The organism is Microcoleus sp. Pol8_D6 (genome assembly GCF_036700965.1).
Lineage (GTDB): Bacteria > Cyanobacteriota > Cyanobacteriia > Cyanobacteriales > Microcoleaceae > Microcoleus.
This window is the reverse complement of record NZ_JAUBPW010000002.1, coordinates 25,811-49,455: the sequence shown is the minus strand read 5'-3', so window position 1 is coordinate 49,455 and position 23,645 is coordinate 25,811. Positions and strand designations below refer to the sequence as shown.

Below are 23,645 nucleotides of genomic sequence, written 5' to 3'. Positions count from 1 at the left end.
CAGAATTACTGCGACGAGAACCTAACTATAAGATTAATTCGACTGAATTTGCGAATTCAAAACCTTAGAAATTCGATCGCGCGTTTCCTCCAAATGAGCCCGGGTATAAGCATCCGCATTCCGATCCAAATTGCGAATACTCTTGCTCAAACCCTCCCGCAACTGCCGCAACTCATACCAAGCCAAACTTCGCGCATCCTCTGGAACACTGGTTTTTCGCAGCACCATTCCGATCAAAATCGCTAAATGTTCCCGTTGCAAAGAACGGCGAAAAGTCGAAATTTGCATCTTCTTTTCCGGCTGCAAAACCTCTTGCCAGATATCCTTTTGCACAGTATCCAACACTTCCGGCAACCTCAAAGCAGTTTCCGGTGCTGATTTCAACTCCGCATCCCGCAGCCTCGCCAAGCGCATCGGAGATAGCAAAACCCGCAACACAAACCGCTGCAAAAAAGTAATTCGATCGCCGATCGGGTAATCTAGAGGAAACACCAAAGCCGGACTTCCCCAGTGCTCCCAGCGCGAAGGCGCCAATTTGTTGAGCAACTCCGGCGCAAAACTAAACGCATCCGGTGCAAAAACGTACTTTTCAAGGGTTGCTAAAGCTTCTCGCTGCTGAGAAAGTTCGATCGGCACAAACGGCAACTTCGCATTAGTATCTCCAGGGCGAATCCGATTAAACGACTGTCCTCCCACATACAAAGTCGCATTCATCACCTGGTTGACATAATACCCGAACACCGAATCAAACATCACCCGCAGTTCGTTATAACCGTCTTCCCCAACCGGAGTTCGCTGTTCTAAACGCTTCCACATCGCCCTCGCATTATCCAATTGCCATTGCGAATACCTCAGCATATTCGCGCTGAGATCGAAAGTATTTGCAGCGGGATCGAGAATATCAACAGAATCCTCATCCGGCGCGTAAGCTAATTGCTGTTCCGCAGCGCGGCTGGCAATTTGTTGCAGCGCTGGTAAGTCGCTGTTCGGGTTTACGCCGCCAATCACCTTGTAACCGTACTCGATCGCCCAATCGTCGTAAGGCCCTACAATCGTTGGAAAATAGTCGCCCTGGACAGTTCCGGCAGGTGCCAAATTAATCGGCACATAATCCATCACCGACGCCACCATACCTTGGGTGCGAGTTACCTGAGTATTGTTCAAATCCTCCGGTTGCAGCATCGTACTCCCGTGAAAATTGTGCCTCAAACCGAGAGTGTGACCGACTTCGTGGGCTGTCAAAAATCGGATATATTCATTCACATAATTGTCAATTGTCGGACTGCTAGGCGCTGCATTTTGCAACAGATCCATCGACATGGCCCCCATCGCAAATTGGCGGCTAGATTCCAACCCAAAACACATATCCGAACTCGACATCAACCGCGATAAAGGCGAGCGCTTTTGCTCTTGGTATCTTTCTACCAAAGTCGGCAAATCATCAGCCATTCCACCTCGATCATTTTCCCCGCCATTTTTTCCTAAATTCCCATTTTCTAGCACATTTAAATAGCGAGAATACATCCCAAACTGACAGGGATTGGTATTAGAACCGTTTCGGCCTTGAAAACTCTTAGATAGCGATCTATTTTGTTCCACCAAAGCCCGATAACCCTGTTTGATTTCCCGGACAACATTAGCATCCAACAGAATGTCAGCATCCAAAATTTCCCCCGTCAGCGGGTTAGTGCGAGACGGCCCGATGCCGGCAAACTGAGGCTCAAAAGAACTCGACCAGCGGATAGTATTGTAGCGAACGTCAGCCGGGTCCCATTTAGCATTGTCCGGCATTTGTTTAACCTGAATTGCCTCACTAAAACCTGCCTTTTCAAAAGCTTTGTTCCACTCCAAAACGCCCTCGCGAATTGCGTTTCGGTATTCGGGAGGCACATTATTTTCAATCCAAAAGACGATCGGCTGTACCGGAGGCGACATCGGCGCTGTCGGGATTTGCTTTTGCAAATGCCAGCGATTGATATAGCGCACAAAAGGCTCCCGGCTGCTCTTGTCAGAAAAGTCCTTATATGCTGTAAGAAAATAGCCCACTCGCTCGTCCGCCAGTCTGGGGCGGTAGCCGTTATTTAGTGGCACTTCCGAGAAGCTGTAGTGAATGCGGAGGTTAAAAGCCCGACTGTCAGGAATCGAAGGTAAATAGTTAACTTCACTGTCATTATCGCTAGAAAAACCATAGACAGAAGCAATCTCCACATTCAGCGGAAACGCTTTAACATCTTTAAAAGAAGACTTGTCTGCATCGATCGAGTAAGAAGAACCCAAAAGCATCGGCAAAATCGCTTTTACCCCTGGTAAATCGCGTTTTTCGCTCATCAGCAAATCGCCTAAATCGATCAGCAGAGTTTGTCTTTGCGGATGAATGCTTTTGAGAGGCAAAGAATAGAGAATCGAGTCGCTAAATCCCCGCGCTACGGAACCTGCTTGCGGGTCGCCCGGACTTGTGCGAAAATTTATATTTGGGATCACAAACTGCACGTTATTTTGGACGCGCCGCAGTTGAAACAAGAAATCGCCGATCGGCATTCCGCTCAAAATGCCCGACTCCCCCAAACCCGATGCCAATGTCACAAAGCACAGGAACTTTTTGTCGAGTTGTTGCGGTTTAATTTCCAGATATACTTTATCAGTTGCTTGATTGCGGTAAAGAGTAAATAATCCCTCTAACTTTTGCGCGTCTTTGACAACCTCTTCAAAGGGGGCCAGAGTTGGCTGTTCGCTACTTTGTTCGTTGCTGGGCGGCCCAGATGATAAAGCTAAAGGTAAAAAGAAACCTTTATACAAACTGAAACAGAAAAATGCTAAAGATAATATAAAAAATATCAAAGGCCAATTTTTTCTTAGACTTTTGATCTGTTGATTTTTGCTATTTTCTGGAAATATCAATCTTTTCATTTTCATTATCCAGCCGCAGGAAAGAATAGTTTTGAGATAGTCGCGCAGCACTCGACACGCTGGGTTCATTTAACTTCTAAAATAACTCACAACTCTAAAGTCAAAACTACTGTTTCGCCGGCCAGGGAATCATGGGATCTTGAGCCAAGCGCTTAGAAACTGCAACAGCACCGTAACGGTTGAGGTGGCTGGGGTCGGAAAAAGATTCCCGCGCCTGGGGCCACAATAAACTCTTATCTAGAAAAATTAGTCCGCTTTGAGCTGCTAATTCTTGCATATATTGCCGGAATTCTTGTTCGTAACCTGTCCGCACAGGGTCTAAATAATCTTCAGTCAGAGGCATATTCACAAACACGAGATTGATGTTGCGAACTTTGGTAAATTCGATCAGATTTTTGAGTGCTAGAGCTTGTTCCCCTACCAATTTAAAATTTTGATAGTCGGAGTCGTAATAACCAGATACTTTCGGGTGCTTCTGAAAGTAAGTTTCGGGATTGAAGCGTATATCGATCGGCAAAAAGCCATTTGGTTGATACTCGCTGACTGGTTTACTCACAGCAGTTGGCTGGGCATTATTTTCCCTTGTTTGTTCACCCAGGGCTGCGGTTTGGGGGCTGTCGGTTGCAACAGGGGCTGAGGGATTAACGATCGATCGCAAAAACCCTTTAAGTCGATCGCGCTTTTTGTAAGTTGCAGAACCCTCAACCAACTTTTGACTCACCAATTGCTGAACATTAGCTTGAGCTTCTCCCAAATTGTTCACCAATTCAGTCGCAGTCGCCACCGGATTGTTGGCGCTTTCCTTCGATGTTTCGGATTCTAATTGATTGGTGCGGATCAGAAAACTACCCCGGCTCAATTGCCTGTAACCTTCCGAAGAAGCGATCGCACTAAAAGTCAAATCCGGCCGCCCGCTGTTGAGAGCCCTCGCCCCGTCAGCCAACACCAGCAATTTCGGCAGTTGTTGCGGCGGCAAAATCCGGCGGATGAGCGAATCTACAACTTGGAGAGTAGCTCCATTAACCCCAAAATTGTAAGCCCTCAGCCCCGGATAGCCCGAAGCTGCCAAAGCGGTTTCCAAAACCGCCGGGTCGATACCGCGCAGCGCCCTCGAACTACCGACGATTAAAATATCCGGCGGTTTTTTGTGCAGGTGGATATACTCTTGATAGCGCGCTATTTGGTCGTCAAGCTGCTCGCTCCTCAAAGTCGGGAACACCGGAGGAGCAGAAACATCAGCTACAGGAACGCTAGTATTGCCGGGTTTCGTAAACCCAGAGCCATTAAAAGCTTCTTCCCGGTTGGCTTCCGGCGACTGCTGCAACGGAGTTTGAGGCAAATTCACCTCCTCAGCAGCGGGAATTGGTTTCGGGTTTGCCTTCGGAAGTTGGGCTGTAACGTCTTCCACAGCCTTGGGGGATGAATTTTGACAATTTGGGCCGCTGCAAACTTCGGAAGCGCTAGGAGCTTGACTGACCGTCGCAGATTGCAGAAATTGACCGAGGAGCCAATCGGTATTGAAAGTCAGCAGACAGCCGGCGATCGCCCAAATCAAAGCCATTCGCGCCGCGCGATCGGCTCTCACGCCACCGGGCGCAGCAGCATTCGTTGATAAACCATCGTTGGGAACAAACAAACCCGAAGCGACAAGCGGTTGCACCGCAGCTTGAACTAACTGCTCGCCCAGATTGTATCCGGGGAGTCTGATTTTGAAGCGGGGCCGCCAGGAATTGGGCGCTGGAGCATCGAACACCAAATTGTCGCCCAAGCCCGAAAAACTCCCATCCTCCGCCGGCGCAAACTCCGGCACCGGTTCCTTTTCCAACACAGCCACTTGCGAGGGAACCGGTGCAGGTGCCGCTGATTCCTCGTCAACAACCGTTCTGAGATCGATGGCGTAGCGCCACAGGGGCAGTTTCTGGCCGGCGCGGCGTCCGTACACTCGCACCCCTGCCACTCCCGGAATTTGTAAGTGCCGCAAAAATTTGACCACCGGCGGGCCTACCTTCGACTGAGAAGGGCAAGTCAGAGCTTCTGTCATGACGTGCAGCACGTTAGCTTTTTGCAGCACGACAGCCCGAATCCCTCCTGTTTCGAGCTTGCGTCTGAGATTGGGGTTGAGCAACCTGTTCAATAAAAAAGTCAAAGCCAATTGGTCGCCCTCGACTGCCAGCGTTCTAGCGTTTGCCGCCAAGTCGGGGTGGTGGGCGGCAGGCAAGTCCACCCAGTCTATCCACACCGGGGACTCCGGCGCCGCCTGAGAGTCCTTGGCGGGTTCTACGCCGTAGATAGTAGCAGCGCGGATGCCTTGGGGCGCAAAGGAGGCTAACAAAGGGGCGATCGCGTCGGTGGTTTGCTGCTTGTCGGGGTATTCTTGCCGTTTAGGCTTTTGTCCTTTTTTGGCAGTTTTGCTGCAAAACAGGTGGAGGGTTGCTTCTTTGAGGGTGGCCCGCACTTCGACTCTTGATGCAGCCAAGTGTTGATTTAGCAGTTTGGCGATCGACTGTACGTCTCCCCACCTGGCCCATTCCTTGAGAATTTTGTCGGGCGAAGTCAAATCCACTCGCAGCAGCCAGTCCGGCTTCGCTTCGCCGCTGACTTGGCTGGCTATGACTGCTTCCCGGAAATCCTCTAGTTGCAGTTTCCGCAGCCGGCCGGCGATGGGTTCGGCCAGCAATGAGGGGTCGGGGCTGTAGGCTGACTCGCACAGCACCAGCAGTCGGCGTTCTTTGGGCTGGATATTTTCCGGCCCATTCACCGGCAGGGTTTCTCGGCTGGTTTTGAGTTCTTTTTCGCGAATGCTGACTTTCACCGAAACTCCCATCGGCCCGAGGATTTCGCTGAGATAGCTGGCGATCGCATCTGGATAGCCCCGGCGCGCCAACGTTTCCGGCGAAACTGTCAATGTTCCATCAGGATCGCCCTCGCCTGAGTCAGCTTGGGGGGATTGAATCAAAGCCACCGCGCCACGGTTCGCTTTCTGCTGCGGGGGAACGGCGGAACCGACAACTTCCCTCGTCGCAGCAGCGGAAGTGTCGATCGTCACGGGGGAAGTTTCAAAAGCTTCTGGGTATTGAATGCGGGAGGCGATGGGCAGACTTTCGGCGTCAAAATCCAGTTCTTCCCGTACTTGCGGCGGGTGGGCTGCTGTTTCTATCGGTTTTGGTGTCTGTTTGAGTTTCTGGTTGTCATTCTTAAATTTGCCGAAAAATCCGCCTCTTTTAAGGCTTGCTGGCGGTTCGTCGGGGGAACTCGCTGGCGGCGGCACTTCAGCAACTTTTGGTTCCGGTTGCTGTGGCTGTTGCTGTTGCTGTCGCTTGGGACTGCTGCAATCGAGCCGGACTGTCCAGTCATTTTGTCGCGAACCGATTTTGCGGCCGCACAGAAACAACTGATAAATTTTAGGTCGATCGGGCAGCAGTTGCGTTAAATCAGTGTGTTCGAGGGCGTTGGTAAATCTCGCCGTCACCAATTCTTGAGACGGACACTGCGCTGCTTCGCACAAAATGTGCAGGTGATTTCCCCGCAAACGCGCTTGTACTTGAACTTCGGGAAGCCCTAAAGCTTCTTGCGCCCACTGCGAGGCGCTTGATGGATTGTCTGCCAATATGCTCCCGTTCGCATTCAACATGAAACTCTAAATTTTGCCAAAGCTGGTTTTGTTTTCTAGAAATAGCACAGTTACAGATTTTACGGACAATTATTGGATTTGCCGAGCCTAACCGTTTGGTCTGGTTTAAGCCATGCTGGACTCAGTGTCTTGCCTTCTATCCCCTCGGCTTCGAGCCGTTGGGGAATATTTTTTTGATAATACCTCGACATTTTGGCACAGATAGGCCCAAATTAAGCCAAGCAACAAGTTATTCGTTATTAGTCATATCGTTTCCGTTTGCATCCGAATAATAATTAGATCTCTCTCATAATTCTTGTGGAACAGGCATCCTGCCTGTTCAAGACTGGCTTTTCCGGAAATGTCTATTATTTTCCGACTGTAGTGCTGTGGTTTCGTCATGCTCCGCGGAGAGAGTCGCACGATCGACGATCGCATTCGGGGAGTATCCCGATTTTATACAAAGCGTTTTTTCCGAGTGCGAGCTTAATATCTCGCGAGAAGATATTTATAGACTTGGCTACGCGGGGACGATCGCTTGCAGGATATCTTTCGTCGGATGTCACCGGATTTGATCTCAGAAGTTATTAGTCAGAAAGCAGCGGTCAAGATCATTATTTGGCTTGTAAACTGAGGATTATGGATTGACACAGGAGGAATTTATGCCGTCGGAAAACCAAGACTTGCTCAAAAATCAAACACCTGAGAGTCCAAAATTGCCAGTTCCCTCAGATATTTTGTTGAGCTTGGTCGCTTTACCCATGCTGGGCGGGTTGGTGGCGGCTAAAGCTGCTGCTGAGTTTGTTGCGTCGATCGGCGTTGAAAGCGAAGAAGTCTTTCGGGGTTCGCGCCTTCCCGTACTCAACTTTCCTCAATCACAGGATTAGAAAGCCCAAGGAAGGATGCTGCTGCTAGAAGTTAATTTTTTTGACCCCGCCCAAAAACGGATACCAGTCCCCGACTTTTGTCGGGGAGAGAGAAAAATTTTCGACCCAATTTCAACTTCCCAGATTCATCTTGGGAGTAAATCTCAAATTGTTCGACTTAGCGCGACTCAACTGACCGCTCGCCGAACGTCTCAGGCCGAGCGTCTAAAATCTAAAATCGCCAGTCAACTGATATAAAAGCTTGACAATAGGTACAATCTGTGGTTTAAAAATTAATCTTTCCTTATACTTTCTACATAAGTGCCTTCTACTTTCTACGTTGCAATAAGTTGTCTCAAATTTGACTGCAAACAAAAGTGTTTTAGGCGAAACTAAACCATACAATTTTCTTGACACCCGCAGCTATTGAGGAACAGCCCGATGAGTTCAGTCCTCCAGTCTTCAGAACAGGCTATTGATACAACATCTATTTCCCATTCTCCCGCTTACTCAAAATCAGACCTGTTTCTGCGAAATCGCCTCAAAGTTGTAGAGGACTTGTGGGAATCGGTGCTGCGACAGGAGTGCGGGCAGGAATTGGTGGATTTGCTCCAACAAATGCGATCGGTCAATTCCGCCGAGGGACAGGCCACTCACTTTCGCGAGTCGAATGTCGTACAGCTAATCGAAAAGCTCGACCTCAACGCCGCCATCCGGGCCGCTAGGGCTTTTGCACTGTATTTTCAGTTGATCAACATTGTCGAACAGCACTACGAACAGCGAGACCAACAGCTAGCTTACGTTAGCAGCAACGATGCTGGTGGGCGGATGTTTTCTAAGCTGCCCGGACAAGCAACTGATGCCCCCGATCGCCCGCGCCACCGGGAAGGCCCAGTCCCAGCTCAAATGGCTTTGAGCAAGGCAGACAGCAACGAGATGATCACTCGTGATGCCGGCACTTTTCACCAACTGTTCCCGATGCTGCTGCGCTTGAACGTGCCCAGCCAGCAAATCCAGCGCTTGATCGATCAGTTAGACATCCGCTTGGTATTCACTGCTCACCCGACGGAAATTGTTCGCCACACGATCCGCACCAAACAGCGACGAATGGCGAAGATTCTCCAACAGCTAGACCAAGTTGACGAGAAATTTCAGGTACTGGGGGCCGACTCTCAAAGCCCCTATCCGGTGTCTTGCTGGGAAGCAGCCGCTCTCCAAGAGCAACTGATGGAAGAAATTCGCCTATGGTGGCGCACTGATGAACTGCACCAGTTCAAGCCGACTGTGCTTGACGAGGTGGAGTACACTCTGCACTACTTTGATGAAGTGTTGTTTGATGCAATTCCAGAACTCTACCACCGACTCAAGCAAGCGCTGCAAGCTTCTTATCCTTATCTGAAACCGCCGAGTTACAATTTTTGCAAATTTGGTTCTTGGGTAGGTTCCGACAGAGACGGCAATCCTTCTGTGACTCCGAAAGTTACTTGGCAAACCGCTTGTTATCAGCGCCATTTGGTGCTGTGTAAGTACATCAACGCCGTGAAGCGGCTGAACGAACTTTTGAGTTTGTCGCTGCACTGGAGCGACGTGCTGCCGGAATTGCTCGAATCTCTCGATCGCGACAAATCGGAATTCCCGGAGGTTTACGAGCAATGGGCAATTCGCTACCGCCAAGAACCTTATCGGTTGAAGCTGGCCTACGTGCAGCAGCGACTGGAAAATACGCGTGATCGCAATTGGCGACTCTACAAAGGAGACGAGTTGCAGCGGGAACGCGAAGCTTTGTCAGAACATCCCGGAATGTCGGGGCTTTATCGATCTGGTACTGAGTTTTTGACCGAGTTGCAGCTCATCGAGCGCAATTTAGTGGAAACAGGTTTGAGCTGTCGGGACTTGGAAAATCTGCTGTGCCAAGTAGAAATTTACGGATTTAATTTGGCTTACCTAGATATCCGCCAAGAGTCAACAGTACACTCCGACGCTTTGAGCGAAATTGCTGAATACTTGCAAATTTTGCCCAAGCCTTACAATCAAATGTCGGAATGCGATCGAATTATTTGGCTGGCAACGGAGCTGCAAACTCGCCGCCCTTTAATTCCAGCAGAATTGCCCTTTTCTCCCAAAACTTGCGAGACCATCAATACCTTCCGAATATTGCGGCAAATGCAGCAGGAGTTTGGTCCTGAAATTTGTGAAACTTACGTCATTAGCATGAGCCACGATGTCAGCGATTTACTGGCGGTTTTGTTGTTAGCAAAAGAAGCCGGAATTTACGATCCGGCGACAGGAATTAGCAGCATTCAAGTAGTTCCCCTGTTTGAAACTGTGGAAGATTTGAAAAAAGCGCCGGAAGTTATGCAGCAAATATTTGATTTGCCACTTTATCGAGCTTTGCTAGCAGGAGGATACGCGCAGGAACTAGCGGTAAAAAACGCAGAAAATCTCAAATGCCCAATCGAAATTCTCAAATTGCAAGAGGTGATGCTGGGATATTCCGATAGCAATAAAGATTCGGGTTTTCTCAGCAGCAATTGGGAAATCCACAAAGCTCAAAAGGCTTTGCAAATGGTTGCGGAAAAATACAATGTAGAGTTGCGGATTTTTCACGGCCGAGGCGGTTCTGTAGGGCGAGGCGGCGGGCCTGCTTACAAGGCAATTTTGGCTCAGCCTGGAAAGAGTATTAGCGGGCGAATTAAGATTACCGAACAAGGCGAGGTTTTGGCTTCTAAATATTCTTTGCCGGAGTTGGCGCTTTACAATTTGGAAACTGTGGCGGCGGCGGTAATTCAAGCTAGTTTGCTGCACACTGGTTTTGATGGCATCGACCCTTGGAATGAGATTATGGAGGAGTTGTCGGCGAAATCGCGATCGCACTACCGCCATTTAATCTACGAGCAGCCGGATTTAGTTGATTTCTTCCACCAAGTTACCCCGATTCAAGAAATCAGCCAGTTGCAAATTAGTTCTCGTCCGGCCCGGCGCGGTGGCAAAAAAGACATCAGCGGTTTGCGAGCAATTCCGTGGGTGTTTAGCTGGACTCAAAGCCGCTTTTTGCTGCCTTCTTGGTACGGTGTCGGCACAGCTTTGCAAGAGTTTTTGCTGGAGGAACCGGAAGAACACATGAAACTTTTGCAGTATTTCTACTTGAAATGGCCATTTTTTAGAATGGTAATTTCTAAGGTGGAAATGACTTTATCTAAGGTGGATTTGCAGATTGCAGAACACTACGTGCAGGAGTTAGGTTTGCCGGCTGATAAGGAGCGTTTTAAGGCTTTATTTGATCAAATTGCTGCCGAATTTCACTTGATTCGCGATTTGGTTTTAACGATTACCGGACACCAACGTTTGTTGGACGAAGATCCATCGCTGCAGCGATCGGTGCAGTTGCGAAATGCGACGATTGTGCCTTTGGGTTTGTTGCAGGTTTCGTTGCTGAAACGCTTGCGGCAGCACGGTAGTGGCGGGGTTCCGGGGGTGATTCACTCGCGTTACAGCAAGGGTGAATTGTTGCGGGGAGCTCTGCTGACGATTAATGGAATTGCTGCGGGGATGCGGAATACCGGCTAGGCAAATAGTTTTGAGTTGTGAATTAGTGGTGAGGTGCGCGATGGAGCACCTTGCTACTGGTAGTTTCAGAATTCAGGCGATCGCCCGCCCATTGTAGTCACAGCCATAGGAAACTGTTCGCTATCCTAGCTGAGATTTTTTATGTCTAAACCCAAACAGTCTGAAGGTTGTCGCCCGATGCTGCGGCGCACTTTTTTATTTTTAACGGGCATCGCTTTGGCGCGGGTTGTGGCTGACTATTTTGCGATCGCCCAAAACCGAGATAGTTTCTTGACTCTGGCGGGTCAACTGTGGCAAAAGTCACTCGCTTTTGTATCAAGTATACAATCAAATCAAACTCCTCCACATCTCCCTAACAATCCCATTGTAAAATCGGCAAAAACCCATCAACCTCTGCCGAGTAATCCTATTGTAAAATCGCCCGAAAATTCTCCGCCTACGCAACCGTCTCAACCTCAAATTATCAAACGTTCTGCTAAGCAAGCAAAATCTGTACAAGTCAGCAGCCAAAATGTAGCTGGCGCAAGTTTTTATCTAACAACTATTGACCTCGCAGACCCAGAAATTTATATCACAATTTGGCTAGCTAATAATGCAGACTTTGCAAATACTTCTAAAGTCACGCGGGGCGACGAACCTTTTGAAAGTATGGTGTCGCGTTACCGGGCTGCTGTTGTTGCTAACGGAACTTTTTTTGGTAAAGATGAGCAGAAATCTGTGCTGGGAAATATGGTGGCGGCCGGTAAGTATCTGAAATATAGTCGATGGGAAAATTACGGCACGACTTTGGGAATTAAAGCGGGAAATCAATTGGAAATGGTGACGGCTAGAACTGAAGGTAAGCCGGATTGGAGTCAACAGTGGTTTTCTCTGACTTGCGGGCCAAGATTGGTTAAAGGGGGGAAAGTTTGGCTGTCTCCTTTATCGGAAGGTTTTAAAGATTCTCATGTTTTGGGCGTAGGATCGAGAACGGCGATCGGCTTTCCGGCTTCCAGAGATAAGTTATTGTTGGTGACTTTTCTGGATAGTTTGTCTTTGGAAGCAGAAGCTAAAGTTATGCAAGCTATCGGCTGTTTTGAAGCGATGAATTTGGACGGGGGCGCTTCGGTGGGTTTGGCTCATCAAGGGGAGATTTTATTGCCGCCGGGACGGAATTTGACGAATGTCCTGGTGGTTTACGATAAAGAATATCCAGCGCCGACTCAGTTAAAGGAGTCCTGGGAACGCTTTCAAAAGGGATCTCGACCAACGCCGGACAAATCAGTGTTTTTTGATTGATCTAGCAGCAGGAAGTTCGGCAACTCGCAGTGAATCGGGATGTAACGGATGGAAGAAAGAAGGAAGAAGGAAGTCGGAATCGAGGGAGCATCCAGATTTTGGGTAGTGCTCCCGAGAGAAGGATGAGAAAATTAAAGACAATGCTATAACCAGTGGTTGGGATACGTCCTTTCTGCCGCTAAATTATTAAAGATGACGGCGCACAAGACCAAGATTATTGAGCCCTCAAAAGCAGGTGTTAGCAAAAATTTCCAGTCTGGTTGGGTCATCATGACGACTAAGGCAACTGCTCCCGAAGGCGGATGTAGAGTTCTGGTAAGCTGCATAATTCCGATCGCACTAGAAACAGCCATTCCCATCGCCCAGGGAGAAGAACCAAGAAAATGCAGAATCATTAAACTGGTGAGAGCAGCGAAGAAATTGCCCCCAATGACATTCCGGGGTTGAGCCAAAGGGCTGTCAGGGACACCAAAGATCAGAACGCTTGTAGCGCCAAACGGAGCCATTAGTAAAGGAGAATTAGTTTTTACAGCAAGATAGGACGTTGCAGTAATTGCCAAAAAACTGCCAATCCAACTCCAAACAATATGCCTAGGATGAGGTCTGTCTACGGGGCAGCTCAATGGACACGATCGCCATCTCCCAAAGGTTTTAAACCAATAACTTTCCCATTTCAGTTTAATTTTTTTACTGTCAATCATAAATTAGGTTACTTGATAACCAGGCTTCTTAAATTGTCGGAACTAGCCTCCGGTAAAGTTAAGATATCATAACAATTGCTCAAAAAGTAGTTAAAGGCACAGATTTTTTACTTGTATGCCACTCAAGCAGCAGCTAACCACTCGCTGGGAATCCACTAGCAAGTTTGGTCGGTTTGGCAACAGACGTTATCGGCAGTCGCACAACTTCACCGTTAGCCGTCAGAGTTATTGATGAGGGTAAAGCCAGAGGTTATTTGTAAGGTGCGATGCCCAGTAAGCACAAATTGAAAGATCGCACCCACACTTTGGATAAGTCTCTAGGTCAGAATGCGATCGCCGTTTTCTGGTTAGTGCGATCGTCTCGCTCGCACTCGGATATAATTACGAACTTAATCTTCGTTACGGAGAGTTTTGCCACTCGGCGGTAAGCTTGCGGAAATTGTATTGAGATGCACCGGGGTGACAAGTAACGCAACTGCTGATATTTGCGGGTTGTGACAGCTTGACTTTGGGGTGCAGTGCTTTGAAATAGCGAGAACTGGCGACTCGGTAGGCGAGTTCTTCGTCTTTTGCTTGGGGACGGGAAAAAGTTTGCAGGTAGTTCCATACTAGGATGCGGGGCGGGTCTACTAGCAGTTTGAGGGTTTGTCCGTAGTGTTGGGGATCTTGCAGCAATCTGCGCCAAGTTTCTGTAGGTAATACTTGCGGCGGTAAAGCGATGTGACAGGTGGCGCAGTTTTCTAAATACAGTTGCTGTCCGAGTTGGTAGCGTTCGGGGATACGATCGACCGTACCAGTATCCTCGATCGAAGAAACCTGAGCAAGTCGCGCGGGAGTACCAGAATAGGCAGTCTGAGCTGCAACCCATCCGCCGCAGGTACAACAGATAATTATCAATACTAGCAACGTTGAGTAAAGCCCTCGCAAGCCTACTCTGCGACGTTTGCGGGGTTTTTCGTGTTTCATAATTCTGAATTTATTTTTGGTTAAATCACTGGTATGCTCATGCCTTCGCGGGCTAAGCAGCTATTGGCGAAAACTGCCTGCACCTCTGCTTCTGTACGATCGAGAAAATTGTCGTCGTGACCCGGATCATGGTGAAACATCACAATTTTTTTGACTCCAGCAGCTTTGGCTATTTCTACTCCTGCTTGCCAAGTCGAGTGTCCCCAGCCGACTTTTGGGGTTTTGAAGTCGTAATACTCTTCGTTGGTGTAGTTGGCGTCGTAAATCAGCACGTCGGCGTTGCGAGCTAGGTGTAACACGTTGTCGTCCAGGCGATCGGGAAAGTGTTCTGTATCGGTGCAGTAGACGGCTGTGTGTCCCTCCCAGGTGACTCGATATCCGATCGCGGTGTTGGGATGGTTCAGCAGTGCAGTTTCGATTTTCACATCGTCGAGTTCGAGAATATCCCCAGGGGTCAAATCGTTGAATTTGAGGTCTGACTGCATCACCTGGATGGGGACGGGAAAATTGGGGTGCACCATTTGGTCGGCAAGACGGTGTTTGATTGTAGTGCCGTTGGGGGCGATCGCACCGTAAATGTGAAAGCAGTTCCCTGGGATAAAGGCGGGAGTAAAGAACGGAAACCCTTGAATGTGATCCCAGTGAGTGTGGCTGAAAAACATATGGGCTTCCACCGGCATTTGCCGCAGCAGATTGAGGCCCAGAACTCGCAGGCCCGTACCACCGTCAAAAATCAAACGTTTTTTGCCCAAGCGCATTTCTACACAGGAGGTGTTGCCTCCGTAGCGCAGTGTTTTGGTGCCGGGGGTGGCGATGCTGCCCCGCACGCCCCAAAACTGAACGACAAACTCGGTCAAAGGACTATTTTCCATAGTGGCTTTGTGATCGGAAGGCTGTGGATTGGGTAGAGAGGGTGCGGAATCTGGCATTTTTTTTTGCTTTGGGGGCTGGAACTTGGGAGTTGAAATCTTAGTTTTTAGTTTTTACTTTTTAGCAATCTGTACTATAATAAAGCCCTTGATCGGGAAACCATTCGAGTACCTAATACTTGGGCTGTTAGAATTCTCAACCTTACCGATTCGTGTAGGAGATGTCACGCTTGAGAGATTATTTTTTGCATCATGCGGGCTGCCCGTCGTGTTCTTTGTTCTGAAATTAAGATAGCGCCGAACCAGAGTTGTTCGGGTAAAACTTCCTCAAACGTAGAACGCATTCCCCAGCGGTATAATTTGCGCTTAATCTTACTCTAGGAGTAGTATTTTTTTCAAGATTGGGGCCGGGGCGGGGTTTTTAGAAATGCTATTCCGGTGACTCAGCATTGACGACGGATTTGACCTTCTAGCTACCCGTTCCTCGACTACATCCCTAGACGTGCAGCAGCGCCTTAAGTTCGGCCCCCTGAGTTTTTAGTCGGGTTGCAGTCGAGGAGTGCGGGCTAGGGGCTTATTTGCGATCGGCTGCGATGCACTTTTCCACTAAGGGCATGACTTGATCGACATCTTGCCAACCCAGAATTTCCGTGACTTTTTTCTCCAAATTTTTGTAGGTTCTAAAAAATTCGGCTATTTCGTCCAAGCGGTGGGGGGCTACGTCTTTGAGGGACTTATAGTGAGCGTAGCGGGGGTCTTTGTCGGGAACGCACAAAAGTTTTTCGTCCCTGTCGCCTCCGTCGATCATTTCCAGCATTCCGATCGGACGGGCTGCGATTATGCACCCTGGAAATGTGGGCTCATCCATCATCACCATGCCGTCGAGGGGGTCGCCATCATCGGCTAAGGTGTTGGGTATGAAGCCGTAGTCGCACGGATATTGGACTGAGGAAGAAAGCACCCGATCGAGAGCAAAGGCTTGCAAGTCTTTATCAAATTCGTACTTGTTTTTGCTACCGGCGGTAATTTCGATGAGGACGTTGAGCAGTCCTGGTTTCGGCTGTGCCGGAATTAGCGATAAGTCCACAACAATATCTCCAAGTTAACAGATGATTGGGATGAGTGCTACTTGCCAAATCCCTTTGATAGCATTTTACGGGCGATCGGGATCGATACTGCATGAGATTGACCGAAAGCGGGGGAGTGTGTCGCCGGCTGGGGGAAGAATACACTCGACGGGCGAGACGCCCATCCCACAGTTTGAGAGGTACGGGCTGGACGCCCATCCCACAGGTTGAGAGGAGAATGCTTTGTTTGGGCGATCGACAGATATTTTCAGAACCATTTATTCTGTTTACCGTCTGTCAAAATTATTTTAATTTTCAAACCCAACCACAGGCTTAGTTCTGTTGCTAACCACTTGATTTCTGATTCACTTAGTCCCTCCTTCAGTCCTAACTGATATTTGTGGTTGCCGGCTTGAACAATCATCTGATAGACTTTCCCTAATTTCACTTCCGAGTAGCTCTTCTGCATAAGTAATGATGCCGTTTGATATAACTCTCTAGGGATTGAAAAAGCAAAAATCATAAGTTTTATAACTTTTACACCAATACCGCTGTTTCTATATTCACGTTGTTGAATTTTCAACTGGCCAATCTCGTTTCTGGGAGATGGCTTGGCATGATTCCATCTCAACCCCAGCAGATTGCTTGTATGCGAGATTTGCAGCCGATCAATTCTGAGGCGCCTTTCCCTAAATAGTGCAAATATCAACTTTAATCCTGCCATACATAACAAACTTCCTGATATTATTATAAAAAATTGGGGATTTATCTTTAACGCATCGCTCAACATATCCCTTGCTATAAATGAGACAGGACTCGCAGATACCACAGCCGAAAGCGTGGCAATTAAACCAAAACCGATGCCTTGTGGCGGAATTACAATTTCTATAAACTCCGAATTTCTTGTAAGTTTAATATCGCTGCCTTGTGGCTGCAGCACCACCATAGGACTTTTGTTGATAAGGCGGGGATTTTTAAGCCCTCGCCATGCTTCCCCAGCCGAAGATAACCGTTTGGACAAACTTGGTTCTGTCATCCACTCCAGCCAATCTATTAAAGTAGGATTGATCTGCGGTACCCGATCGGAAAATTGAATTTTCAAATCCTGCTGCGACAGTTCGGTCGGATGCAAACCCGTTACCAAATAAATTAAAGTTGCACCTAAACCGTAGAGGTCAGAAGCCGGAACCGAGCGCCCGCCAAATTGTTCCGGTGCCATATATCCGTAAGTTCCCACTACTGTAATTGTGCCGCCAAATTTTGCAGCTTGGTTTTGCACCGAACCGAAATCAACTAAATAAACTTGTCCAACCGAGTTACCTGATCTGCTATGCAGTAAAATATTGCTAGGTTTAATATCGCGGTGAATAACAGGCGGATTTTGCTTGTGCAAATAATTCAAAATTGCTAACAGCGATTTAGTTAATTCTTTCACTTCGCTTTCGCTAAAAGTACGCCCCGATCGCAAATGCTCTTGCAAAGTTTTTCCCTCTACATAAGTCTGTACCAGGGCAAAGCTTTTACTGTTTAGTTCGTCAATTTCCAGGTAGTCGAGGTAGCGCGGAATTGCTGGGTGAGAAAGTGCTTTTAAAGTTTCCGCTTCCCGTTCAAATAGCTTGAGGTCTTGCCATTCAAAATCGCTGCCGAGGAATAGCTGTTTGATAACAACTAATTCGTGAGTTTGTAAGTCACGAGCCAGCAGCGTTTGGCGACCAGTTTGTTTTCCTAGTTGTCGCTGCACTTCGTAGCGTTCTGCTAATATTTTGCTAGTCATATTTTTTTACATGAATTTGAGTGTGAGGGGAGCGTCGGGGTTCAGAAACCGGGTTGTTTAGCGAGTCTGGCGGTTGTAATGCGTCTTTTCGTAAAAACCCGGTTTATTTGCTCGGAGTGAGTCCAGAACTGTAAATTTTAGATTACAGTCCACTTTCTTTTTGATACCACCGGGCAATAGACTTGCTACTTGCCCCCATTGACAGTCCTGCAATTAGCGACGGTGCTAGCACGAAAATAATCTCAAAACTCAAATCGTTTAGCTTATTCCAACCCATTATCCGAAAGTAGACGATGCTTATCGAGGTACAGAGTACAATACTAATTGCAGTTAAAACCTGTCGGTGAAGTTTGGGATTAGTTAGGGGAAAAAACCACAAGCGCGTCACAATTCCTACGATTATTCCGTTTCCCAACCCCAGCAGCAAGCCCAGAAAAAGACCGATAAATCCTCCGAAAATTGTCGCCACTATCGGCAAAAGAAAGGTGCCGTAAATTGCTGCACAAGCTCCTACACCTAGAGTGCCCATCCAAGTGCTGCGCCCGATCGCATTCTTGAACAACCTAGAGGTATCTAGCGTTTTTCCCAGTCTCAATGTCTGGGAATATTTATTTATTTCCTGTGGTTTTTCTAGAACTTCTTTTGCGCTCTGGACTGAGGCGGGACGGCATTCTAAACTCGGATGCGTCATCCACTTCAGCCAATTGGTAAAACCGGGACTGAGTTTGGTCAATTGCTCGAACTCGATCTGCAAATCTTGCTGCGGCAAATCGGCTGGATGCTGCTTGGTAATTAAGGCGATTAATGTTGCTCCCACGCTGTACAAGTCGGAAGCGGGAACTGCCCTGCCGCCAAATTGTTCGGGCGGCATATAGCCATAAGTTCCGACAACGGTGACTGTTTTTCCTTGTTGGGTTGCTAGGGTTTGAACTGCACCAAAATCGACTAGGTAGACTTTGCCGACGCTGTTGCCCGATCGATTCTTGAGTAAAATATTGCTGGGTTTAATGTCGCGGTGAATCACCGGGGGCTGTCGCTGGTGCAGGTATGCGAGGATGTCTAATAATGCTGTTGCTAATTGTTTGACTTCGCTTTCGCTGAAGGTGCGGCCGTCTGAAAGATATTCTTGTAGGGATTTGGCTTCGATGTAACTCTGAACTAGGGCGAATCCTTTGCGCTTGGGCGTGTCGATTTCAAAGGAGTCGAGATATCGGGGAATTGCGGGATGGGATAGGGATTTTAAGGTTTCGACTTCTCGCTCGAACAGTTTTAAGTCTTCCCAGTTAAAGTCGCTGCTGAATGACAGGAGTTTGACTACTACTTGCTGTTGCGTTTTTAAGTCGCGGGCGAGTAAAGTTTGCCGTCCTGCTTGCTTGCCGAGCCGCCGATCGCACTGATAGCGATCGGCTAATATTTCTTTTGACAAATCGCCGATGTTTTCTCCGCTCATGTTCTTTTGCCCTAGAACCGATTAAACCTAGTGTAGTTGACAAAAGTGCAATAATCGGAAATGTTCGGGCTAGGGCAAAAAAATTTTTATGTCAAATAGCAACTGCCTTTAATAGCCAGCGATCGCACACCATAAAGATCGGCCTGAGTTAAGCTTGAATTTAATTTTGGATTTGCTTGTAAATTGACTGCACTACGTCGAGCAGGCTCAAGACTTGCTGCCATTCGGGGGCATCGGGGTTGTAGCTTTTGGCGCGCTGAGTTTTCAAACTGTGGTGCAAGAGGGAAAGCAGCGCGTCTGGAGACTGTAAGGAATTGTCCTCATCATCTGCTGGGGTTTGGGCTGCATTTTCTTCGATATCTTCTTTAATTTTTTGTGCTCGATCTGCGAGGGCTAAAGATCTGCCTGCAAGGTTTTCCGGCATTTTGGGCTGTTCGGACAAAGACGCGCTGGTTAGTTCTACCAATAGTTGGCAGACTCGATCGACCCATTCGTGATCGTTTACTGAAAAGGAACCTGATTTGAACACTTGCCCGTCAGGTCTTTGCTGAATGCTTTGTACCTTCTGGATCAGAGGGATAGCCTTAACAGTGATGTTTTCCGGGATTCTGGGGATATCTGACAGGGAGCTCCGAGCAATCTCCAGCAATAGTTGGTAAACCTGATCTACCCACTCAACATCTCCCGATTGCGAATTCCAATTATTCATAACTGACGCTAGTGGTTTTCTATATCTAAGACTAAAACATTGACTATCTGCGAAGGCAGCTCTTTTTAGGAGCCGCTAACGCTATTAAGACTTAAGCGGGCGGGGTGAGAAACCCGGTTTTTGAGCGGATGTTTCGTCGCCTTTCTCCCAGATTTTTCTCAGAAACCGGGTAACGCTGCTGCCAGTCCTAACTATTTTTAAGCGCTTCAAATAATAGAAGTGCTAATTTTGTTGCGGTAGGTAGTGCGAACGAAACACCTAGGGCGAAACCCCCGCATCTCGCTGGCAAATTCAAATCCGGTTATATAACCATAATACCTGTTGGAGCTTATTTACCATTACCTCAATAGGATATTCAGGTTAATTGGTGGTGGGATGGGAGCCGCACCCCCGATCGCGATCGCCCCCATCCGGAACCCTGACGCCACCGCCAGCATTTGCTGTGGGCTACTGCTATTTTTCTGTGAGATTCCACACACCATCCCAGTTGAGTACGTCTGAAAACCGATGTTGAAATAACATACAGCGATCGACGTGCAATTTAGCTGCCTTGTTTTTCGGGTCAACTTCCAGAACGGCGTTAAATTCGCGTTCAGCGTCTTTAAAGGCTTGTTTGGCTTTTGGTTCTAAGGATTTCTTAAACTCGCTCAGCAGTTTTTTCACTCGATCAAGTCCCAGGTTTTCAAATTCCTCATCTAACATTTCTGCAACTGTCTCGCAAGCCCGACTTTTAATTTTCGCCTGCAATAGCTGCCTGATCTCTGCCGGTTTCAGCCGCTTGATTTGGGGATTTGATGGTTCTAAGATGTCTGCTTCCAACAGCTTTTTGACTTCGCCTTCTTGCAAGTATTTAATATCATCTGCTGATAGGGGCTTGATTTTTGCTTGCAGCAGCATTTTGGCTTCGTCTTCCGAGAGGTTTTTGATGCCTTCCAATTTCAGCAGTTGGATTTCTGGCTGCAACAGTACGATGAGTTTGTCTGCTTCGGACAGGTTTTTTGGGTCGTACTCTGACAGCTTTTTCAGTTGATATAACAGGTTCTTGAGTTCGTGTTCCAACTGTTGCTCTAGATTGTAGGACAGTTTCTTAATCTCTGCCTCCGGCATTTCGGCGACATCCTTTAAGATGTTTTTCACCTCACTTTCTGAGAGTCTTTGGCTAACTGGAGTTTTGTAATGTTCGCGCCCCTTGGTGTAATGTTCTACAATTTGTTGCTGTGTTTCGGTGAGTGACTTGCCCACTGGCGAGTATCCCTCGCGGATGCCAATGAGTTCGTAAACGATTACGGGTTCGCTTTTGCCTTTGACAGTAATAAAGTCGAGTTCTCGCACGTACAGCCGATCGGCATAATCTCTGTAAGTATTGTCGCTGATGATCAAGTCGGTGCCGTACTGCTTGCTAGCGCCTTCTAACCGAGAGGCGAGGTTTACGCCGTCTCCTATAGAAGTCAATTCCATGCGTTTGCTACTACCGATGTTGCCGCTGACAACTTCATCAGAATGTACGCCCATACCGATGCCGATCGGCAATTCGCCATGTGCCATACGCTCTCGATTGAACTGGGCCAGTTTTTCCCGCATTTTCACCGCCGTTTGCATGGCGCACCAAGCATGATCCTCTAGGGGCGCTGGAGAGCCAAAAACTGCCATCAGAGCGTCACCGATGTATTTGTCGAGAGTCCCTCCGTACTCGAATACGACATCTACCATCACTTCAAAATATTTATTCAGCATCACTACCACTTCTTCGGCTTGCAATTTTTCCGTAAGTGTGGTATAGCTGCGAATATCTGAGAACAGCACCGAAACGTTTTTGCGCTTACCGCCCAATCCAGTATCGCCTGAAGCTAACAAAGCTTCGGCTACTTCTGGGGTCATGTAACGGTACATCAAGTTTTTGACTTGCTTAGCGCTGCTAATATCTTCCATTACTACTAACGCGCCGTTGACCTTGCTGGGGTCGGTAGCGTCGGTCATTGAATTAATCGAGAGATTGATACTCTGGGATTTTGCTTCACAGGAGAGCAAAACTTGATCCGGGTAATACTGCTGGCGGTCTTTCTCGTCTTCTGGAGACAAAGACGCATCAAACCATTTGGCAAAATCGCCTTTTTCTAACTTAATTAACTCGCGCAAAGATTGACCTTCGGCTAATTCTGCCTCGCTGACACCCAGTAATTTTTGGGCACTGGGATTCGTCGCTACTATATTGCCTTTTTTATCTGTAGAAATCACGCCGTTAGTCAAGGCGTGCAGCATATCTTTTTGTCTTTGTTCTTGCTGTTTGACTTCGGCAAACAGTTTGGCGTTTTGCAGCGCGACTCCTGCTTGGATGTTAAACGCCTTCATAAATTCCATGTCGTTGCGATTGAAACTCGCTTTCCACTGTTCGGGGGCGTGGGGCCAATCTTCCGGGTTGTAGGGGGGGAATTCTCCTTGTCGTTTTTTATTAACTAATTGGGTGACGCCAATCAATTTTTTGTCCGAGTTAAAGACTGGCATACAAAGCATACTGCAAGTGCGGTAGCCCGACTTTTGATCGACTTCTTTGGAAGTGGCGGCGCGGGGGTCGTCGTACACGTCAAAGGGAATCAGCAGCGGTTCGCTAGATTGGGCGACGATGCCTGCAAAACCGGCGGTTCTGGGTATGCGAATTTCTTTCAAGTTGCCGCCCATCGGGATTTTCGTCCACAGTTCGTCTTTCTCTTCGTCGATCAGCCACAGGGTGCTGCGATCGGCGTTCATGAGTTCTTGGGCCTGATCCATCACCCTTTTTAGGGTATCTTCTAAGTCTAAACTGCTCTGAGAAAGAGCGTTGACGGCATTCATCAGCGCCGTTGCTGCTCGTTGTCTCTGAGTTGCTGCGTAGAAAGATTTGGACGATTCTAGAATTAGGCGAATCGAGGGAGCAAATTCTTTAAAAACTTGTTCGTCTTCTTTAGTAAATCCGTGCCTGTCTATTTGTTCGTCTAAAGTTGGGTATTTTTCGTGATTTGGTCTTAATTTATTAATCAGTTGAACAACTGCTACTAACTCTTTTGTGTCTTCATTAATCAGGGGCATTGCCAGCATTGTATAAGTGCGGTAGCCCGTTTTTTCGTCAAATTTTTTGGCGTTAGCCGATCGTTCGTCGTTGTAAAAATCGTAAGGGATATTAACCACTTTTTGGAACGTGGCTACTTCTCCGGCAATGCCTACATGGGCGGGAACTCTGATTTCTAGGTTTTTGCCATTTTCGTCTTTAGCAACGATCGCCCAGAGTTCATTTTTTTCGTCGTCTAATAAAAATATCGTGGTGCGATCGGCATTCAGCAATTCCCCTGTTTTGAGGGTGATCGACTGCAACATCTCGTTGAGTATGGCATCAAATCCCTCGCTCTCCAGGATATTGTCGAGCATTCCCAGCGTTTGATTGACAACCTTAAGTTTGTCTTCTACTTCCTTAACTACTACTGTGAAACTTTGCTTATTTAGAAGGTCGAGAATGCCAGAGAGGTTTCCTTGGCGCGGGATAATTGCACTGCTCCTAATTTCCGGGGGAGAATAATTTTCCTGATGATGATTTTCACCGCCGACAACAGCGACATCAATCACGTTGTCCAGAGAAGAGTAATTGGTGGAAGATGCAGATTTCATAGACCTTTACAGAAGCTTAAGTGTAAGGGTTAGTCTCTAAGCCAAGAGAGCGGGGAAGTTGATTAGTGAGTCACTTGTCGCACAAGACTCAAGTATGTGTGAAAGTATTTCCCAGTTTACAGAACTCCGGCCACAAGACAAGGGAAATTAAGTTGACCTTGTTGCTGAACGGAGGGTGGGAGAGTAACGAGGCGGTGGGAGTGCTGCAATCTTTTTACAGAGCGCCAATCTTGTTTAAAGGGTTT

At 47.8% G+C, this 23,645-nt stretch carries 14 protein-coding genes; 3 read left to right on the top strand and 11 right to left on the bottom strand.

Going from position 1 to position 23,645, the window contains the following annotated elements; all coding sequences use genetic code 11:
- Positions 1 to 33 precede the first annotated feature (33 nt).
- The 3 genes from QUA10_RS01105 to QUA10_RS01095 all read right to left on the bottom strand — a co-directional run bounded on the left by QUA10_RS01105 (position 34) and on the right by QUA10_RS01095 (position 7,083).
- Positions 34 to 2,907, bottom strand: coding sequence for a zinc-dependent metalloprotease (locus QUA10_RS01105; RefSeq protein ID WP_445243568.1), 2,874 nt, complete (start codon positions 2,905 to 2,907; stop codon positions 34 to 36).
- Positions 2,908 to 3,013: 106 nt separating this feature from the next.
- Positions 3,014 to 6,538 carry a hypothetical protein gene (locus QUA10_RS01100; RefSeq protein WP_333082249.1) on the bottom strand — a complete coding sequence of 1,175 codons (3,525 nt, stop codon included), beginning with the start codon at positions 6,536 to 6,538 and terminating at the stop codon, positions 3,014 to 3,016.
- Positions 6,539 to 6,915: 377 nt separating this feature from the next.
- Positions 6,916 to 7,083: a hypothetical protein gene (locus tag QUA10_RS01095; RefSeq protein WP_333086141.1), complete on the bottom strand. Its 168-nt coding sequence runs from the start codon at positions 7,081 to 7,083 to the stop codon at positions 6,916 to 6,918.
- 78 nt (positions 7,084 to 7,161) lie between these two features.
- On the opposite strand from QUA10_RS01095, the gene QUA10_RS01090 reads away from it, so the two are divergent.
- The 3 genes from QUA10_RS01090 to QUA10_RS01080 all read left to right on the top strand — a co-directional run bounded on the left by QUA10_RS01090 (position 7,162) and on the right by QUA10_RS01080 (position 12,228).
- Positions 7,162 to 7,404 carry a hypothetical protein gene (locus QUA10_RS01090; protein ID WP_333082250.1) on the top strand — a complete coding sequence of 81 codons (243 nt, stop codon included), beginning with the start codon at positions 7,162 to 7,164 and terminating at the stop codon, positions 7,402 to 7,404.
- A 420-nt stretch (positions 7,405 to 7,824) separates the two neighbouring features.
- On the top strand, positions 7,825 to 10,950 hold the full coding sequence (gene ppc, locus QUA10_RS01085; RefSeq protein ID WP_333082251.1) for a phosphoenolpyruvate carboxylase: 3,126 nt from the start codon (positions 7,825 to 7,827) through the stop codon (positions 10,948 to 10,950).
- A 141-nt stretch (positions 10,951 to 11,091) separates the two neighbouring features.
- The gene (locus tag QUA10_RS01080; protein WP_333082252.1) at positions 11,092 to 12,228 is read left to right on the top strand and encodes a phosphodiester glycosidase family protein; all 1,137 of its coding nucleotides are present in this window, start codon (positions 11,092 to 11,094) and stop codon (positions 12,226 to 12,228) included.
- Positions 12,229 to 12,371: 143 nt separating this feature from the next.
- Here the strand turns inward: QUA10_RS01080 and QUA10_RS01075 are convergent, their stop codons facing one another.
- The 8 genes from QUA10_RS01075 to QUA10_RS01040 all read right to left on the bottom strand — a co-directional run bounded on the left by QUA10_RS01075 (position 12,372) and on the right by QUA10_RS01040 (position 23,400).
- Positions 12,372 to 12,929, bottom strand: coding sequence for an HPP family protein (locus tag QUA10_RS01075; protein ID WP_333082253.1), 558 nt, complete (start codon positions 12,927 to 12,929; stop codon positions 12,372 to 12,374).
- A 399-nt stretch (positions 12,930 to 13,328) separates the two neighbouring features.
- Positions 13,329 to 13,895: a diheme cytochrome C gene (locus QUA10_RS01070; RefSeq protein WP_333082254.1), complete on the bottom strand. Its 567-nt coding sequence runs from the start codon at positions 13,893 to 13,895 to the stop codon at positions 13,329 to 13,331.
- A 20-nt stretch (positions 13,896 to 13,915) separates the two neighbouring features.
- On the bottom strand, positions 13,916 to 14,824 hold the full coding sequence (locus QUA10_RS01065; protein ID WP_333082256.1) for an MBL fold metallo-hydrolase: 909 nt from the start codon (positions 14,822 to 14,824) through the stop codon (positions 13,916 to 13,918).
- 514 nt (positions 14,825 to 15,338) lie between these two features.
- Complete coding sequence (locus QUA10_RS01060) at positions 15,339 to 15,851, bottom strand: inorganic diphosphatase (protein WP_006634582.1); 513 nt, start codon at positions 15,849 to 15,851, stop codon at positions 15,339 to 15,341.
- Between the two features lie 248 nt (positions 15,852 to 16,099).
- Positions 16,100 to 17,605 (bottom strand): serine/threonine-protein kinase, encoded by a 1,506-nt coding sequence (locus QUA10_RS01055; RefSeq protein WP_333082257.1) that lies wholly within the window; start codon positions 17,603 to 17,605, stop codon positions 16,100 to 16,102.
- A 142-nt stretch (positions 17,606 to 17,747) separates the two neighbouring features.
- A complete protein-coding gene (locus tag QUA10_RS01050) occupies positions 17,748 to 19,055 on the bottom strand; it encodes a serine/threonine-protein kinase (RefSeq protein ID WP_333082258.1) in 1,308 nt (435 codons plus the stop codon).
- 160 nt (positions 19,056 to 19,215) lie between these two features.
- Entirely contained in the window at positions 19,216 to 19,764 is a 549-nt protein-coding gene (locus QUA10_RS01045; protein ID WP_333082259.1) for an inorganic pyrophosphatase, read from the bottom strand.
- 453 nt (positions 19,765 to 20,217) lie between these two features.
- The gene (locus QUA10_RS01040) at positions 20,218 to 23,400 is read right to left on the bottom strand and encodes a GAF domain-containing protein (RefSeq protein WP_333082260.1); all 3,183 of its coding nucleotides are present in this window, start codon (positions 23,398 to 23,400) and stop codon (positions 20,218 to 20,220) included.
- Positions 23,401 to 23,645: the final 245 nt, after the last annotated feature.

What these genes read in the sequence shown, in the direction of transcription:
- QUA10_RS01080 (WP_333082252.1), top strand. Translation starts at nt 11,092, where the DNA reads ATGTCTAAACCCAAACAGTCTGAAGGTTGTCGCCCGATGCTGCGGCGC.
- QUA10_RS01055 (WP_333082257.1), bottom strand. Translation starts at nt 17,605, where the DNA reads ATGACTAGCAAAATATTAGCAGAACGCTACGAAGTGCAGCGACAACTA.
- QUA10_RS01075 (WP_333082253.1), bottom strand. Translation starts at nt 12,929, where the DNA reads ATGATTGACAGTAAAAAAATTAAACTGAAATGGGAAAGTTATTGGTTT.
- ppc (WP_333082251.1), top strand. Translation starts at nt 7,825, where the DNA reads ATGAGTTCAGTCCTCCAGTCTTCAGAACAGGCTATTGATACAACATCT.
- QUA10_RS01045 (WP_333082259.1), bottom strand. Translation starts at nt 19,764, where the DNA reads ATGAATAATTGGAATTCGCAATCGGGAGATGTTGAGTGGGTAGATCAG.
- QUA10_RS01050 (WP_333082258.1), bottom strand. Translation starts at nt 19,055, where the DNA reads ATGAGCGGAGAAAACATCGGCGATTTGTCAAAAGAAATATTAGCCGAT.
- QUA10_RS01065 (WP_333082256.1), bottom strand. Translation starts at nt 14,824, where the DNA reads ATGCCAGATTCCGCACCCTCTCTACCCAATCCACAGCCTTCCGATCAC.
- QUA10_RS01100 (WP_333082249.1), bottom strand. Translation starts at nt 6,538, where the DNA reads ATGTTGAATGCGAACGGGAGCATATTGGCAGACAATCCATCAAGCGCC.
- QUA10_RS01105 (WP_445243568.1), bottom strand. Translation starts at nt 2,907, where the DNA reads ATGAAAAGATTGATATTTCCAGAAAATAGCAAAAATCAACAGATCAAA.
- QUA10_RS01070 (WP_333082254.1), bottom strand. Translation starts at nt 13,895, where the DNA reads ATGAAACACGAAAAACCCCGCAAACGTCGCAGAGTAGGCTTGCGAGGG.
- QUA10_RS01040 (WP_333082260.1), bottom strand. Translation starts at nt 23,400, where the DNA reads ATGAAATCTGCATCTTCCACCAATTACTCTTCTCTGGACAACGTGATT.